The sequence below is a fragment of the Carboxylicivirga marina genome, from assembly GCF_016612505.1.
Classification (GTDB): Bacteria; Bacteroidota; Bacteroidia; order Bacteroidales; family Marinilabiliaceae; genus Carboxylicivirga; species Carboxylicivirga marina.
Genome location: NZ_JAENRR010000005.1, coordinates 65,367 through 81,959, shown reverse-complemented (window position 1 = coordinate 81,959; position 16,593 = coordinate 65,367). Strand labels below are relative to the sequence as shown.

Here is a 16,593-nt window from a genome sequence, read left to right as displayed (position 1 = left end):
CCTTAATTTCTAGAGCATGAAAAGATTTTTACATACATTCATACTTCTTATATTAGCAATGACTTGGGTAGCTCAAAAGAGTAATGCCCAAAGTTGCGTTCCTGCAAGTAATTGTAGTAGCGATCCTGAAATTTTATTAGATTGTCCGGATATTGGGGCATGGACAGATTATTTCTGGGATGTAAGAACCCTAGGACAAGAATCTAACCCTTTAGCTACAATTCCTGAATTAATTCGCTATGATTCAGGTACTGGTGATTACTATTTTACGCCAGGGGGTGTAACTGATGGCCTTAATGGAGTGGAGGTAAGTCTGGTTTTAATTGAAGGGACTTCTAATGCATCCAGTTTAGGGCAATATGCAAAGCGAGTTCGTGTATTTAAATCACCGGAACGTTTTGCATTGACCGGACCAGATGAAGTATGTAGAGGTGAAATATTTTCATTACAGTTGGATGATACAGAGGCTTCAACTACAAGTTATGCATTATGGGGTGGCTTAGTCGGAAGTGCTGCCAATGAACTGACCATAGGGAATGGTGAAAATGGGCCGATAAGTTTTGATCAAACAGCTTTTACAGCAGGTGATTATAATTTCTATGTTATCGCCGATAATGGTACATGTTCATCGACCATGCCAGATGCAGATCCAGCTAACGGATGGAAGGTTAAAGTAAATGATGTGCCAAATGTTGATCTAAATAGTGATCAAACAGGTGACAGATTTTGTGCGGGAACGGATGTGACTTTCACAGCCAGTGGTGCCGATGAATACACCTTTTATCTGGGAACTGTTGATCCTGCAAACATTGTGCAGGCTCGTAGTACTGACGATACCTATAACACTACAACATTAACTGATGGTGATGTTGTTGTTGTTGAAGGATTTGACACCAGCACTTCTGCGATTACAAGCTGTGGAGCTACAGCTAGCGTGGCAGTATCTGTAGATGAACTACCTACAGTTGTTTTATCAGGAGATAATACTGTATGTGATGGTCAGACAACTGATTTGTCTTTTGCTTTAACAGGTCAGGCACCATGGAGTATTGAATATACCGATGGTACAACTACCTATTCAATAACAACCAGTGATGCTGCACATATTGAAGCCGTCGTGCCTGATGTTGCATTAAGTCCTGTCAAGTATACTGTTACTGCATTATCAAATGGTACTTGTTCTGCTGGAGCTCCTGAAATGACAGGTGAAGCTACAGTCATTGTCAATGAAGTACCAACAGGTGAAATAGTTGGTACAACTACAATTTGTGAAGGAGAAAGTACAAATTTGACTTTTAACCTAACAGGTGTTGGGCCATGGGATTTGGTTTATCAGGATAACTTCGGTAATACATTTAATGAAAACAATATAGCCACTAGCCCGCATACGGTTAGTGTTTCACCAATTATAAATACAACTTATACCATTACATCCTTAACGGATGCCAATGTGCCGGTTTGTTCAGCAAGTACTTTAACTGGTGTTGCTGATATTACTGTGAATACAAGACCTACTTCGGTTATGGCAGGAGCTGTTGATTTGTGTGAAGGTGATGCAACAACCGTTTCAATTGATTTAACCGGTGTTGCTCCATGGAATATTGAATATTCCGATGGTTTTAGCACTTATAATGTAACTGCTAATGCAAGTCCTTATGAAATTAATGTAACACCTGCTACAAATCCTGCAGGTGTTCAGACAGTATATAATTATTCAGTTACAGCATTAAGTGATGCTGCTTGTAGTGCTATAGTGGGCGATATGACTGGTGCCTCCGTTGTGACGGTTAATCCGGTGCCAAATGTTACTTTAAGTTGTAATCCGGTGAGTGCTGAATTTTGTGTAGGAACAGATGTGGAATTTACAGCTGGAGGTGCAGATGAATATGCATTCTACCTGGGAAGTGTATCAGGTACCTTGCTACAAGGGCGTGGTGTTGATAACACTTTTAATACAGACATATTAACCGATGGAGATGTAGTTGTTGTTATTGGTTACGATACTGATTATGCAACAGATTGTAACGCAACTGCAAGTGTTGCTGTAACTGTTAATGAAGTAACAGCAGGTATTAGTGTAACAGCTCCGGTTGTTGGAGGTACTGAGATTTGTGCCGGTACCCCAGTCACATTTAATGCCAGTGGTGTTAAGATTCCAAACGATCCATCAGCCAACTTTAACTATGAGTTCCATCGCTTGCGTGGTGTTGCCAATGATGTCGTACAAAATGGTGCATCAGCGGTTTATACCGACAATGCATTGGTTAATGGAGATGTGATTTATGTTGTGGTTACTGAAACGAATTCAGGCTGTAGCCATACTTCATCAAGTATTACAATTACTGTTAATGATAATCCGGCCGTTAGCTTAGTAGCTAATCCGAATCCTGTTTGTCAGGGACAAGATGTTACATTGACGGCTACAACAGGATTTTCAAATTATGCTTTTTATGTAAATGGTTCGGGAACACCAGTTCAGAATGGTGCTTCGAACTCTTATATTACTAATACTTTTAATGATAACGATCAGGTTTATGTAACTGCTACTTCCGATAAAGGTTGTACGGCAAGTTCTGTTCCTCCTGTTATTATTGATGTACATCCTTTGCCAACACCAAGCATTAGTGGTGAACTGACACCTTGTCAAAATGAGGTGATTCATTATACCACTGATTCAGGAGCTGGTGAAAATGGATATGTTTGGACCTTTACCGGTGGAACTATTCAAGGTGGTGGAAATGGAAATGATTTTATAGATATCAGATGGGATAACACGGGTGCTCAAACTGTTTCTGTTACTTACAAAAGTATTGATGGTTGTGATCCTTTAGCGCCAACCGTTGCAAATATTACAGTTAACTCTTTACCTGCTATCTCATTTACAGTTGGTAAAGAAGACGTATGTTTGAATAGTGTTGAAACGTACAGTACGCAAGCAGGAATGAGTAACTATGTTTGGACTATTGTTGGTGGAACAGAACAAACAAATGATGGTAATGGAACCGTAACTGTTCTTTGGGATACTGAAGGAAATGGTTCAGTAAGCGTCAATTATGATAATGCTGCAGGTTGTGATGCAACTAATCCTGAACAACTAGCCGTTATCGTTCACCCACTTCCAACACCTGGTATTTTAGGAAACGATCCGGTTTGTCTGAATTCAACAGAACGGTATACGACCGAAGGTGGATATAATAATTATACATGGAATGTTGTGGGCGGTTCTATGATTCCAACAGCTGATCCACATATTATTGATGTTCTATGGACTACCCCTGGAGCACAAAGTGTCAGTGTAAATTATGAAGCCAGTGCAGGAAATTGTGCTGCCGCCGCACCTTTTGTATTACCTGTATTTGTAAATAGCTTATCGGTTCCAACGATTGATGGTCCGGCAGAAGTATGTCAAAATTCATCCGGAAATGTATATGCCACTGAAGCTGGTATGTCAAATTACGTATGGACGATAACTGGTGGTACTATTGATTCTGGTGCCGGATCTGAGTCGGTGTCTGTAACATGGACTTCAGCTGGAGCGAGAATAATAAGTGTTACTTATCTGGATGCGAATAATTGTAACCCGATTATTCCAACAGTTTATCCGGTAACTGTGAATCCATTGCCAGTACCAAGTATTGCTGGAGCAAGTACAGTATGTAACTTTACATCAGATACATATACAACTGAATCTGGTATGTCTGACTATGTATGGACTGTAAGTGCAGGTGGTAGCATATCAAGTGGTCAGGGTACTAATGAGATTGTTGTTGACTGGACTATGAATAGTACACAAACAATCACTGTAGCTTACAAAGATATTGAAGGTTGCGATGCAGCAACTCCATCGTCGACAAATATTACGGTTGTCGATTTACCAAATCCAACCATTACTGGTTTGGATGATGTGTGTGAAGGGCACACGATAACTTATACAACACAGGCTGGAGCCTCTAATTATGATTGGCAGATAAATGGTGGAACAATTATTCCAACTGCCGATGCGCATGTAGTTGATGTCGTTTGGACTTTAGGTGCGGCAAGAGAAATTAGTGTTAACTATGAGTTAGGCTCTTGTCCTGCAACTGCGCCATTTGTTCTTCCGGTAACAGTTAACTCTGTTCCAAGTGTATCATTAAATGGTCCAACAGAAGCTTGTATCAACACAAGTGGACATGTATATACCACAGAGTCAGGCCAAAATAACTACACATGGAATGTTACTGGTGGTACTTATGCTGCTGGTGCAGGCCCTGAAGAGATTATAGTTACATGGGATACTGAAGGAGCGGGATCAGTCTCGGTTAATTATGATAACTCTGGTGGCTGTCCGGCCGTAAACCCAACGGTTCAAAATGTAACCGTGCACCCTCTACCTGTTGTTACATTATCTGGTAACGATGTGGTTTGTAATACTTACCGCGAGGTATATACTACCGAAACAGGTATGACCAATTATAGTTGGATAGTGACAGGTGGAACCATTGATGTCGACGACAATAATGGTAGAATTGAAGTAGTATGGAATAATGAAGGAGCGCAATCAATCTCTGTAAGTTATACAGATGCAAATAGTTGTGACCCTGCTACTCCACAGTTGCTAGATGTTACTGTTAATGTGACTCCTGTGCCAACTATTATAGGTAATGAAACTGCTTGTATTGATAATGTTGAAGTATATACGACAGAAGCAGGTTTCTTAAATTACAATTGGATTGTACCAGCTGATGGAACTATCGTCAATGGAGTAGGAACAGAAACCATAGAAGTACTTTGGAATACTGCTGGTAACCATGCCATTAGTGTCAATTATGAAAATGCATTTAATTGTACAGCTCTAAGTGCTGCAACACTAGATGTAACTGTTAATCCATTATCTGGAGTGGGTTTAGTAGCCACACCAGGTACGAGCGTAATTGCCGGTACTGAAGTTATATTTACTGCAAGCGGAACAGACGTCGTTAATTATGATTATAAGATAAACGGCTCCTTACAGACATCACACGATGGCTCCGAAACATTTAGTTGGACGCCTGCCGATGTAAGTGCTAATAACAGTGTTGTTAGAGTCATTGCAACAACAAGTAATGGTTGTAAAGATAGTACTGATCTGGTAATTAGTGTGTTCGAAGGTTTATTCCCATCAGTGCTTGAGCCTGCGAGTCAAAGCTATTGTGAAGGTTCACCAGAATCTGTTTCAATTTACGTGGTACCACCTGTTATGACTGGTGTCACTTATGAATTGATCAGAAATGAAGATGCACAGTCTATCGGAACGATTGTTATCGCCGATCCTACTGAAGAAATTCGATGGACTCATGGTGTTAACGGTGTTGATCTTGAGTATTTTGGTACAGCAACTTATAAAGTTGAGGCTTATTGGGCGTCGGTTCCAGCTGATCGCATTGTAATGTCTAACTCAGTTGAAGTTATAGAAACGCCACTTCCGAATAATACATTCTCAATACAACCAACTGGAGAAGTGGATGGATGTAACGATGGCGCTGGTCATGCAATTTCATTAGATGCTTCTGAAGTTGGAGTTAATTACACCTTATATGTTGATGGAATTCAGATTGGAGTGCCTGTTGCTGGTGATGGTAATGCAATACCTTTTGGGAATCAGTTAACGACAGGGACTTACACCATAATTGGTGAGCGCAATGGATGTTCTATTGATATGGCCGGAACATTTACGATTAAGTCAGACTGGAGTGGAGCATTATTTAATGTGAATCCTAATCCTGCTCATGGCCGATTCTGTACAGGAAGTACAGGAGTTGAGCTAATACTGGGTGGTTCAGCTGACGATGGAACAGTCTATGTGGTAAATTATAATGGTGCCGAAATCATCGGTTCTGACTGGACTGGTGATGGTAATGCACATACATTTGGGCCTTATGATCAGGCTGGAGACTATACCGTTAGTGTTAAAACTGCAAGTGGGTGTTATTATCCAATGGAAGGTATTGCTACTTTGGTTGAAGAAGCATTACCAACGCCGTTTAACTTATTGACCCTAAATGGAATTGAGAGCTATTGTCCTGGTGATGCGGGTGTTCAGCTAATGATTGATAATCAACAGTCTGGAAATAGATATACCTTATATCAGGATGGAAATCCGGTAGAAGATATCTTGTCTGTTACTGATGGTGGTCAGTTGGTATTTACTGGTACATACCTCGCTGGAAGCTACTCTGTAAAAGCAAATGTTGAAGGTATCAGCTGTGAAGTTGATATGCTAAATACAATTTTAATAGTTGAAGATCCTGAAGCAATAATACTTGACCTTCAGGGTGAAACAGAATTCTGTGAAGGCGGTGGAACTGCAAGGTTATATATAAACAATCCTGAGAGTGATGTTAGTTACGAGTTACTGGTGGACGGTGTTTCTACTGGAGACATGGGACTTGTAACTGGCGGTCAGATTGTTTGGGATGTTGCCAACGCGGGCGATTACACTGTGCAAGCCATCAAGAATAATACCAATACAAGTTGTGGCCCTGTTGTAATGAACAATGCCATAGCAGTAAGCATGATAAGCTTGCCGGAAGATCGTTCATTAATAATTGATGTGCCTGCTGATGCGGATTGTAATAAAGGAATTGTCATCACAATTCCAAATACCGAACTTGATGTTCGCTATGTACTTGTAAGTATGGCAACGGATCTCCCAATACCGGGGTATGAAATTATCGGTGTCGGAGATGGTAGTTCAGCATCTTTTGATGAAGTATTTGATGCAGATGGTTATTACCGAGTGGAAGCCTATCGTGGTTCTTGTTCTGTAATAATTGATGATACGTATATAGATCCTATTCACGTTCAGATAACCGGAGTGGTTGGTAAGAAAGATATCACCTATATTCCTTCAGGGCCTATTTGTATTGGTTCGGGTACCATTGCCATTCAGGTGCAAAACCCTGAGGCTGAAGTGGACTATGTCTTATATCGTGTCGATGCTATGAATAGTGAAACCGCAGTAGATACCATACTGGCGACACATTTAACAGATCCGATTGAGTTTGAACCTTTATATGCGGAAGGAAATTACCGTGTAAGGGGCTACGATGATCTTATCAATGATCCTTCTGGCTGTAGTAACAGTATGCTGAATGAGGTGACTATCAAGTATAATCCGCTACCAAGCTCATATAAATTAATAGGAGCAGATAAGTATTGCTCTTCTGACCCTGCTATTCTAACTTTAGATGGTTCTGAAGATGGTTATACCTATATTTTATTGCAAGATGATGGTACCGGTAATGTGCCTGTTGAAACAAAAATTGGTGATGGTAATCCTTTAGAATTCATGCCGATTACTGTATCAGGAAATTATACAGTATACAGTATTTCGCCGTATGGCTGTACATCGAGTATGAGGGATACAGTAAGTGTAAGTTCAGGAGCTGAAATAGCTATGCAATTGGCAACAGAAAGTGCTATGCAATATTGCTCTTCAGATGGTGGTGCTACACTTGAACTTCAAAACCAGGAAGAAGGAATATTGTATCAGGTAGTTGATGAAGCTATGAATGTTGTTGCTGAAACAACAGGTGATGCTTCAGGTACTGCTCTAATACTTGGTGAAGTGATAGCTGGAACATATGTTATTCAGGCTTCTTATGGTGGTTTAGGATGTGTTACGGTTATGAATGATGGAAACTCGATTGTTGTCACAGAAGATCTCAGTCCGGTTGCCTTTAATGTAGCAGAGCGCGAATTCAATATTTGCTTAAACGAAGAAATCGTTATTAACCTTGATGGAAGTGAAATGGGACGTCGTTATAGCCTAAAAGACGATCTTGGTGTTGAGATTTCTTTCCATAAAGTTGATGATGCTGATAATAGTGGCAGTCCTGTTCAGATTCGATTTACTCCAGATGCACCAACCGATGCCATGTATGAAGTATATGCCGAGGGCGATGGTAGTGCTTGTGATGTGCTGTTAGGCGTTATCCGTATCATAACCAGGACTGCACCAAATGCAATAAGTCTAAATGTTACAAATGCTGAATATTGCGCTGGTTCTGAGGGTATTGAATTGACTGTCGAAGCAACTCAAACTGGTATTGGATATCAGTTATTAAATGAAATGGGTAACACCATATCTTTTGTTGACGGTACCGATGGTGTTAGCAAAAGTTTTGCTAATCCGGTAATGGAAGGAACATACAAAGTTCTTGCCCGGAATTATGCATCAGGTTGTAATGTAACAAGTACCGATGTTATTGTAACCGAAAATCCAATACCAACTGCATTCGAACTATTCCTGGATGGAGGAATGCTGAATGCCTGTGATCCACTTTGTGTGGGATTGACTAATGTGTCTGAACTTAAACTTGTAAGTTCTCAAGAAAATGTAGGCTACTATCTTTTCAAGGATGGTTTGCCAGATCCTGCTGATATTGGTGCGCCTGGAACTGGAGAAGAGTTGAGTTTAGGAACTAAATCTGAACCAGGTTTCTATAGCGTGAAAGCTATAGATTTGAATGGATGTGAAAATGATATGATAGGGCAGGTTCAGTTATATGAGAAGCAATTAATAGCAATCGACGATATTGTTGCTGTTCATTATGGAAATAACACTGCAGATACGTCTGTATGGTACAATGACGAAAAAGATGAAGTCATTGATGTTTTAACAGGAGGTAATAAGAATATTCATTTTGGATTAGTCGATTTAACCCAGCCTGATAAGTTGGATATCTTATCCATGAATACCGCAATAGGAAATCAAGTAGAAATATACCCTGATGGTAGTTTAATATTTACGAAGTTACCTACTTTCTATGGAAGTGATTCGATTGATTACGTTGTGTACAATACTGATTACCCTGACCGTCGAGATACTGCGCGCGTATATTTCTTTGTTGGTAATGTAGATGTGTCTGAAGACGATAACTTGTTAATACCTAACGCCTTTTCACCAAATGGAGATGGTATCAATGATTTGTTTGTAATTAGCGGAAGTTTTGAGAATGATGTAGCGGAATCTAATCTTGAGGTATTTAACCGATGGGGAACTGTTATATATCGTTCGCAAGGTAAGTTTTATGGAGAAGATGGTAATTATTGGGATGGACTCGCTAACTCAGGTGCAATGGTGTCAATAGGCGATAAACTTCCAAGTGGAACATACTTCTATGTATTTACTATTGATGTAAATATAGATGGAGATATTCAAACGAAGCAATACACAGGTTATATTGAATTAAGACGATAAAAGATTTTAACATGAAAAATCTATTTCCTATACTGTTATTATTGCTATTGGCTTTGGGAACAAAGGCCCAAAACCAAGCGCAGTATAACCATTATATCTCAAATCAAGGGGTGCTTAACCCTGCCTACAATGGTACCCGGGATGTTATTAGTGGTTTAATGATCCATAGAAGTCAATGGGTTGGAATGAGCGATGCCCCAATGAACCAGGCAATTAATGTTCATGGACCCATTGAGGATACAAACCTCGGTGTAGGGGTTGTGTTGGAAAATGACCACTTAGGCTTCTCAAACAATTTTAATTTTATGGCAGCAGGGTCCTATAAATTAAAAATGGGTCGGAATGATTTTTTATCACTTGGCTTACAACTTGGTGTTACATCCAACGTTTATGATGGGACCAAAGCCATAACAAATACATATGGCGATCCGATGTTTCAGCGAAAAGAGTCTGTTTTAGGATTTAACTTTGGTATTGGAGCTTATTACTACGCCGAAAATTACTTTGGTGGGTTCTCAGTACCACGTTTTTTTAGCCCTAGTTTCGATGAAGCCAGCAGTAATGGTGGAAGCTTTAAAAATACCGTCAGTTTCGAAGATTTACACTCTTATTGGTATGGAGGATATATTTTCGATTGGGGCGAAGTTAAAGTGAAGCCAACAGCCTTAATTAGAACGGTTGTAGGAGCGCCTTTAACCTTTGATATTTCTGCTAATGTATTGCTTAATGAGCGTGTATGGGTTGGCCTATCTTACCGAAGTATATCAGAAATGGTATTTCTATCGGAGTACATCATTAACAGGCAGTGGTCAGTTCGTTACTCATTTGATTATTCGATTTCTACGATTGGGAAATACGGAACATATGGTTCACATGAAATAGGATTGCAGTTTGATTTCTCGTTTAATAAGCGAGCAGGAATGCGTTCAATCAGGTACTTCTAAGAAAAGTTGCCTAAGAATTTAAATGAATATTGATTAAATATTTAACCGATGAAACCTAATTCTCGAATATCACTTCTTCTTTTCATGCTTATGGCATTTGCTTCGGCATTCGCTCAACGTAGTGAATTGAAGAAAGCTCAGGAATTTTTAGCCAACGAAGAGTATTTCATGGCTCTAGAGTATTATAATCAGGCTGAGGAAAGAGGTGCTGTATTTAATACCCAAACAAAGCTTGAAATTGCCAGATGTTATTTTGGCTTAAAGGATATTCAGGCGGCATTCGATAGTTATGCCGAACTCGAGCAACAACTCACTAGTATTGATGTCGTTAATTATGCAGCTTGTTGGCACATGCAAGGTGGTTTTGATGTTGCCATTGAGTGGTACGAAAAAGCCAAAAAAGTGCAAGGTGTTAATCCTATTGATATGAACAAGCTGATAAAAGCTTGTGAGTGGGCAATGGAAAATGGTCGTCTTGATCCCGCTGTTGTAGTTAACCCGGAAATTCAGTTAGTAGGAGATGTTTCTTTTGGTATTCAGTATTATAAAGATGGAGTCGTTTATTCGGCAGAAAAACAAGGTCGAAGTAAGGAAGTTGATCGTTCAGGGAAGGGTTTTCTAAATTTGGCTTTTGCTAAAGTCGTTAATGGAGAGGTACAGGAAGGAAGTACCGTTTTTTCTAAGAACCTGGAATCGGATTACCATGTTGGAGCAACCGCTTTTACATCAGACTTTAAACGTATTTATTATACTAAAGTAGTCAGGATTAAAGGAGGTGCCAGTCGAATTAAAATATTTGTATCTGACTATGATGGAAGTGAATGGGTGAATGAGCGCGAGTTAGCTATTAATTCTAATGATTTTGATGTGGCTTACCCTGCTGTTTCGCCTGATAATATGTATTTGTATTATACATCAAATCAAGGTGGAAGTGGAAGTCAAGGAGGAAAAGACCTATACAGAGCATTGATTAAGTCTTCTGGTGATGTTGGGAGAGGTGAAAATCTTGGCCCAAACATTAATACGTTTGGTGATGAAGAGTGGCCTTATATTGATAAAGAAGGCAATTTAATATTTGCATCTGACGGTCACTTGGGTTTTGGTGGTTTGGATATATTTAAAGCTGATAAAGCTGGTGATAGCTTTACAGGTGTCGTTAATCTTCGTCAGCCGATCAATAGTGGTAAAGATGATTTTGGATATGTTCTTGACCCTTCAGATAATACACGTGGTTATCTTTCGTCTAACCGATTAGGTTCAGGTAGGGATGATGCAATTTTTACAATAGCACCTCCTGTTATTCAGAAAGAAGAAGAAGACGCACCACCAATTTTTGGTTTGGACGAAGTCCCTGTTGTTGACATGCAGAATGAAGTACCGGTTGATACAACACCAAAAGTGGTAGTGCCTGCGGTTGATATATCAATGTTCCCGGCTAGTTTAGAAACAAAAATAACATCCACATTTAATGGCGGTGTTATTCCAGGAGTCTCGGTTGTTATTCGTGATGCTAATAATGGAACGATGGTTGCTTCGGGAGAAACAGGAGATAATGGAAAAGTATCGATTGTTATTCCTGATGAATACAAGAATGAAGAGCAAGAGTTTGAAATTGTTTTCTCAAAAGGTAGTGAGTTCAATTCTAAACGGATGATTGTTAATATTATGGAGCTTGAAGATATTAACAATAATGGTTTGACACTTACACCTAATTTTGATGATACTGTTTTAGATGATATTGGTACGATGATAGTGCCTTATGAAGGCAATAAGATAACTAAGGAAGGATTGGCTGTATTAGACGAGTTAGCCGTTTATTTATTACAGAATCCTAATATAGTGGTGAAATTAAATGGCCATACTGAAGCCAAAGGAAATAGGTATAACAACCTAAATGTTTCGCAGGATATGGCTGATAAAGCTGAGCAAATTATGATTACGAAAGGTATTAATGATGATCAAATGATACCCCGTGGTTATGGTGAACGTTACCTGAAGAATAAGTGTAAACGTGGCGTCTATTGCTCTGATAGCGAACATCTGATTAATCGTCGTATTGAAATTGTTGTTTGGCGTATATTAGAATAAGTAAATTGATAAGTTTAACGATAACATCGTATCAATAATGAAACTTAAATATTTTATCATATTTTCTCTGCTGATGGCAACATTTACAGTTGCACAGGCCGATAAGTTGGAAGCACTCAGAACTAATAAGAAGATTATTAGAATGAGTGAGGCAAGAGCGCCGTATTTTGCGATTCAGATAATTGCGTTAAAACTACCACCTCAGGTACCTGAATTTTTTACAAATGTGGATGTCGTGCGTGAATATCCTTGTAATGACGGATACCTTCGATTTTGCGTAGGAGAGTTTAATTCTTATGAAGATGCAAAAGCAGCAATAGATGGTGTTAAAGGAAAAGGATACGAGCAGGCCTTTGTAGTCAATACGCGTGACTATAGTTTCAAAAATCAAGCTGGCACTGTTGCAGGAAAGAGTAGTTCAAAAAAGATAGATCCTAACAAGTTGTATACTATTCAGTTAAGTGCTTTTCGTTTTCCCGTATACCTGTCACACTTTGAAAATATAGATGATGTCATGGAGTTCAGAATGAAAGATAAAATCTTTCGCTACACAACTGGTGAGTTTAAGGGAGATGTCGCTGAACAGGAATTAGATAGAATTAAAGCACTTGGCTATAAAGGTGCACACCTTGTTGAGTTAGATAAATACTTACCGTTTAAGATTGAATAAAATATTGTAGCTTTGCAACAATAGCAAGCCGGTCTATCGCTGCAACTGAAGGGTTGGAGAGGAAAGTCTGGGCAATGAAGAGCACCGTACTTCTGAATAGGAAGAAGCTCGTGAGGGTTTAGTAACGTAGCAGAAAATAACCGCCTTCGGGTAAGGGTGAAAAGGTGAGGTAAGAGCTCACCAATGAGGTAGGTAACTATCTTAGTTGTACGTCTTACGGGTTGCAAGACCATGTATATCATAATTCCATTTGGAGCAGAGCTGCTCGCTTTGTTTCGCAAGAAGTTGTGAGGGGTAGGTCGCTCGAATTAGTGGGTAACTGCTATTCTAGATAAATGATAGACACTCCCTTGGGAGGACAGGACCCGGCTTATAGGCTTGCTATTTTCTTTTAAACCTACGCAATGATGAATATGAAGGGGCTGATATCAAAGGTGATCCATTATCTAAATGAAGAAATTTGGCGAATTAGAGCCGATCAAACGCCTCGTCAACAGTTCTTTTTAATTCGCTTGATTCGGACTTTTTACCTTGCTTTTAAGGGGTTTATTCAAGATAACTGCGTTCAGAAAGCTGCTTCTTTATCCTTCTACTCACTTATTTCAATTGTTCCTGTTGCTGCATTAGGGTTTGGTATTGCTAAGGGATTCGGACTTGATCGTCGTCTGACTTCATTTCTGGAATCACATATGGAAGGGCAAACAGAAGTTGTGCAACGTGTAAGCAAGTTTGCAACTAGTTATCTTGAGGCTACTCCAGGAGGTAATTTAGCTGGTATAGGTTTAGCAATATTACTTTGGTCTGTTTTACAGGTGTTTAGTAATATTGAATTCTCTTTTAATCAAATCTGGAAAGTAAAACACTCGCGAAGTATGTTACGAAAATTCAGTGACTTTATGTCATTAATGTTCGTTGGTATTTTAACCGTTGCTTCTTCGGGTGGTATGATTATTTTAATAACTAATCGTTTATCAGACTTTGGTATTAATGTTCAGTGGTTGTTACCTGTGGCTTCCTACGTTATAGCGTGGGCCGTATTTGCCCTTTTGCTGTCAATTATGCCCAATGCCCGTGTTAAACCTTTATCGGCTTTATTCGGCGGTATTTTGGCCGGAACAATGTTTCAACTACTGCAGTTTGGTTATTTCCACTTCCAAAAAATGGTTACAAGCTATAATGCTATTTATGGCGCCTTTGCCGCATTACCTTTATTCATGATGTGGATGAATCTCAGTTGGCTAATTGTATTATTTGGAGCGGAGCTAACTTATGCACATCAAAATGCACATAGCTATGAATTTGATTCAGATATAAGAAATATAAGTCACTCTTATAAAAGGCTCTTACTACTATTGCTGGTTGAAAGGGTTGTTAAGCGTTTCAATAGGGGCGATAAACCATATAATAACCTGGAATTATCGTTAGAACTTAAATTACCTCTTAGGTTAGTAAACGAATTACTCACTAAGCTAGTAGAAAGTGAAGTGTTTAATGAAATTGCCTATAATGCTTCAAAAGACACCTACTTCCAACCTGCATTGGCAATACATCAGCTGAGTATTGGCAAGGTCATTAATATGATCGATCAACATGGTACTCATGATCTTCATTACGAGGATACTGAAGATCTTATTAAGCTTAAAGAGGCCTTGTCTATTCTGAGGGAAAAAGTAGCCACAAGTAAAGCTAACTTACTATTAAAGGATTTGTAGGGAAGTAAATAAAAGAACCGCATCAATCGGGATTATTTAAACTCCTGAAAACAGGAATTGAGTGCATGTAATTATCGATAATCCTCCGTACTATAAGTAGTAACCACAAGGGCGAGGCCCGCTCTTTAAAAACATAGCGTCACTCGGTGCTTTTTTAGTGTTGAGTTTAACAATCTAAATACGACTGATGCGGTATATTTTAGTTTCAATGATTGTATTACAAATATAGCTTTTTATGTGTCTGTATCCAAGAAAATATAAGGGTTTTACATGTTTTACATCGGAAGATATTGATTGATAAAAAATTAAAATGTGTACTTTTACCATTACTTTAACACCGAGCTAAAAGTTGGTGTTGGTTTTAAAAACAAAGGGGTGCATGTATGTAATTGTAGATATTGAAACAACGGGTGGAAACATGAAAAATGGCAAGATAACTGAAGTGGCCATTTACCGTCATGATGGAGAGAAAGTTGTAGATGAATTTGTAAGTTTAGTAAATCCAGAAAGCTATATTCCGCCGTTTATCACATCATTAACTGGTATTACCAACGAAATGGTTGCTTCTGCACCTTTATTCTATCAAATAGCCAAAGACATAGTTGAAATATGTAAGGATGCTGTATTTGTAGCACACAATGCGGCTTTTGACTACAACTTCATTAAAGAGGAGTTTCGCAACTTAGGCTTTAATTTCGAAATGCCAACTATTTGTACAGTAAAACTGTCGCGCAAATTATTACCCGGTCATGCATCCTATAGCCTGGGTAAAATATGCCCCGACCTTGGTATTGGTAATGATGCCCGACATAGAGCCGCTGGTGATGCATTAGCAACCGTAGAATTATTTGAAATTTTACTTGAAAGGAATAATGGTATTCTTAATCCGGAGGATCCTTATAAAGAGTTCTCTGCTAATGGTCTTCACCCTAATTTGTCAATTGATACAATAAAAAAACTGCCAACACAAACGGGTGTTTATTATTTGCATAATGAAAACGGTGAACTGATATATATCGGAAAAAGTAAAAACATCAGAAACCGTATTATTACTCACCTTGGTAATCCTCGTACAAAAAAAGGTATTGAAATGAAGCAAAATACGGCTGATATTAGTTTTAATATGACCGGAAGTGAATTGATAGCCTTATTAAAAGAATCTCATGAAATTAAGCAGGATAAACCACGATATAACCGTGCACAACGTCGTTCGAAAACTAAAATAGGTTTATATAATTATACCGATAGGAGAGGTTACATTCGTTTGATGTTAAAACCTAATAGTGGGGTAGAAATTCCAAGTGCAACGTTTGAGAGCATGCAGGAGGCTCGGGAGAGGCTTTTTCAATGGATAGAAGAATATGAACTATGTCAGCAGCTTTGTGGATTGTATGATGGTAACCATGGTTGTTTTCAATACCAATTAAAGACCTGTAAGGGTGCATGTGTTGGCGAGGAATCTAATGTGGGTTATAATAATCGTGTATCGGATTTGCTTAAAAAGTTATCATACGGACATAATAACCTTGTAATTATGGACAAAGGTCGAAATGATTCGGAAGTTTCACTTGTTGTTATTGAAAATGGTCGTTATCTCGGATGGGGATATCTTGATGAAGATGCTTGTATTGAATCACCTCAGCAATTTAAAGAGCATATTAGCATGTTTGACGATAACGGTAATACACGTTCAATTATTTCAGGCTACCTTCGCAACAAGAAGTACAAGAAATTGATTCCGTATTAATCTGAGTACATATTATTGCTACAATCGGTGTTAAAACTTTGGAATACCGGTATCAAAAAACTGGTACAATTACAGGACAATTACCTTGATGTGATATGTATTCAAGCCATGATTCTCTATAAGTTACATTTATACCTCAAAAACAAACTACTAAACGAAAATGTCTGAATAGACGATATATCTATTCTTGTTTCGTGCCTCGTTTACCT

The 16,593-nt window shown here is 38.8% G+C and carries 6 protein-coding genes and 1 other RNA gene; all 7 read left to right on the top strand.

Going from position 1 to position 16,593, the window contains the following annotated elements:
* The first annotated feature begins 16 nt into the window (after nt 1-16).
* Entirely contained in the window at nt 17-9,223 is a 9,207-nt protein-coding gene (locus JIV24_RS03335) for a T9SS type B sorting domain-containing protein (protein ID WP_200463588.1), read from the top strand.
* Between the two features lie 11 nt (nt 9,224-9,234).
* On the top strand, nt 9,235-10,167 hold the full coding sequence (locus tag JIV24_RS03330; RefSeq protein ID WP_200463587.1) for a PorP/SprF family type IX secretion system membrane protein: 933 nt from the start codon (nt 9,235-9,237) through the stop codon (nt 10,165-10,167).
* 48 nt (nt 10,168-10,215) lie between these two features.
* Nucleotides 10,216-12,255: an OmpA family protein gene (locus JIV24_RS03325; RefSeq protein ID WP_200463586.1), complete on the top strand. Its 2,040-nt coding sequence runs from the start codon at nt 10,216-10,218 to the stop codon at nt 12,253-12,255.
* Between the two features lie 73 nt (nt 12,256-12,328).
* Nucleotides 12,329-12,925 carry an SPOR domain-containing protein gene (locus JIV24_RS03320; protein ID WP_234445687.1) on the top strand — a complete coding sequence of 199 codons (597 nt, stop codon included), beginning with the start codon at nt 12,329-12,331 and terminating at the stop codon, nt 12,923-12,925.
* Between the two features lie 20 nt (nt 12,926-12,945).
* Nucleotides 12,946-13,314, top strand: an RNA gene (gene rnpB / locus JIV24_RS03315) — RNase P RNA component class A.
* A 15-nt stretch (nt 13,315-13,329) separates the two neighbouring features.
* Complete coding sequence (locus JIV24_RS03310; RefSeq protein ID WP_200463584.1) at nt 13,330-14,637, top strand: YihY/virulence factor BrkB family protein; 1,308 nt, start codon at nt 13,330-13,332, stop codon at nt 14,635-14,637.
* Between the two features lie 379 nt (nt 14,638-15,016).
* Complete coding sequence (locus JIV24_RS03305) at nt 15,017-16,384, top strand: exonuclease domain-containing protein (RefSeq protein ID WP_200463583.1); 1,368 nt, start codon at nt 15,017-15,019, stop codon at nt 16,382-16,384.
* The last annotated feature ends 209 nt before the right edge of the window (nt 16,385-16,593 follow it).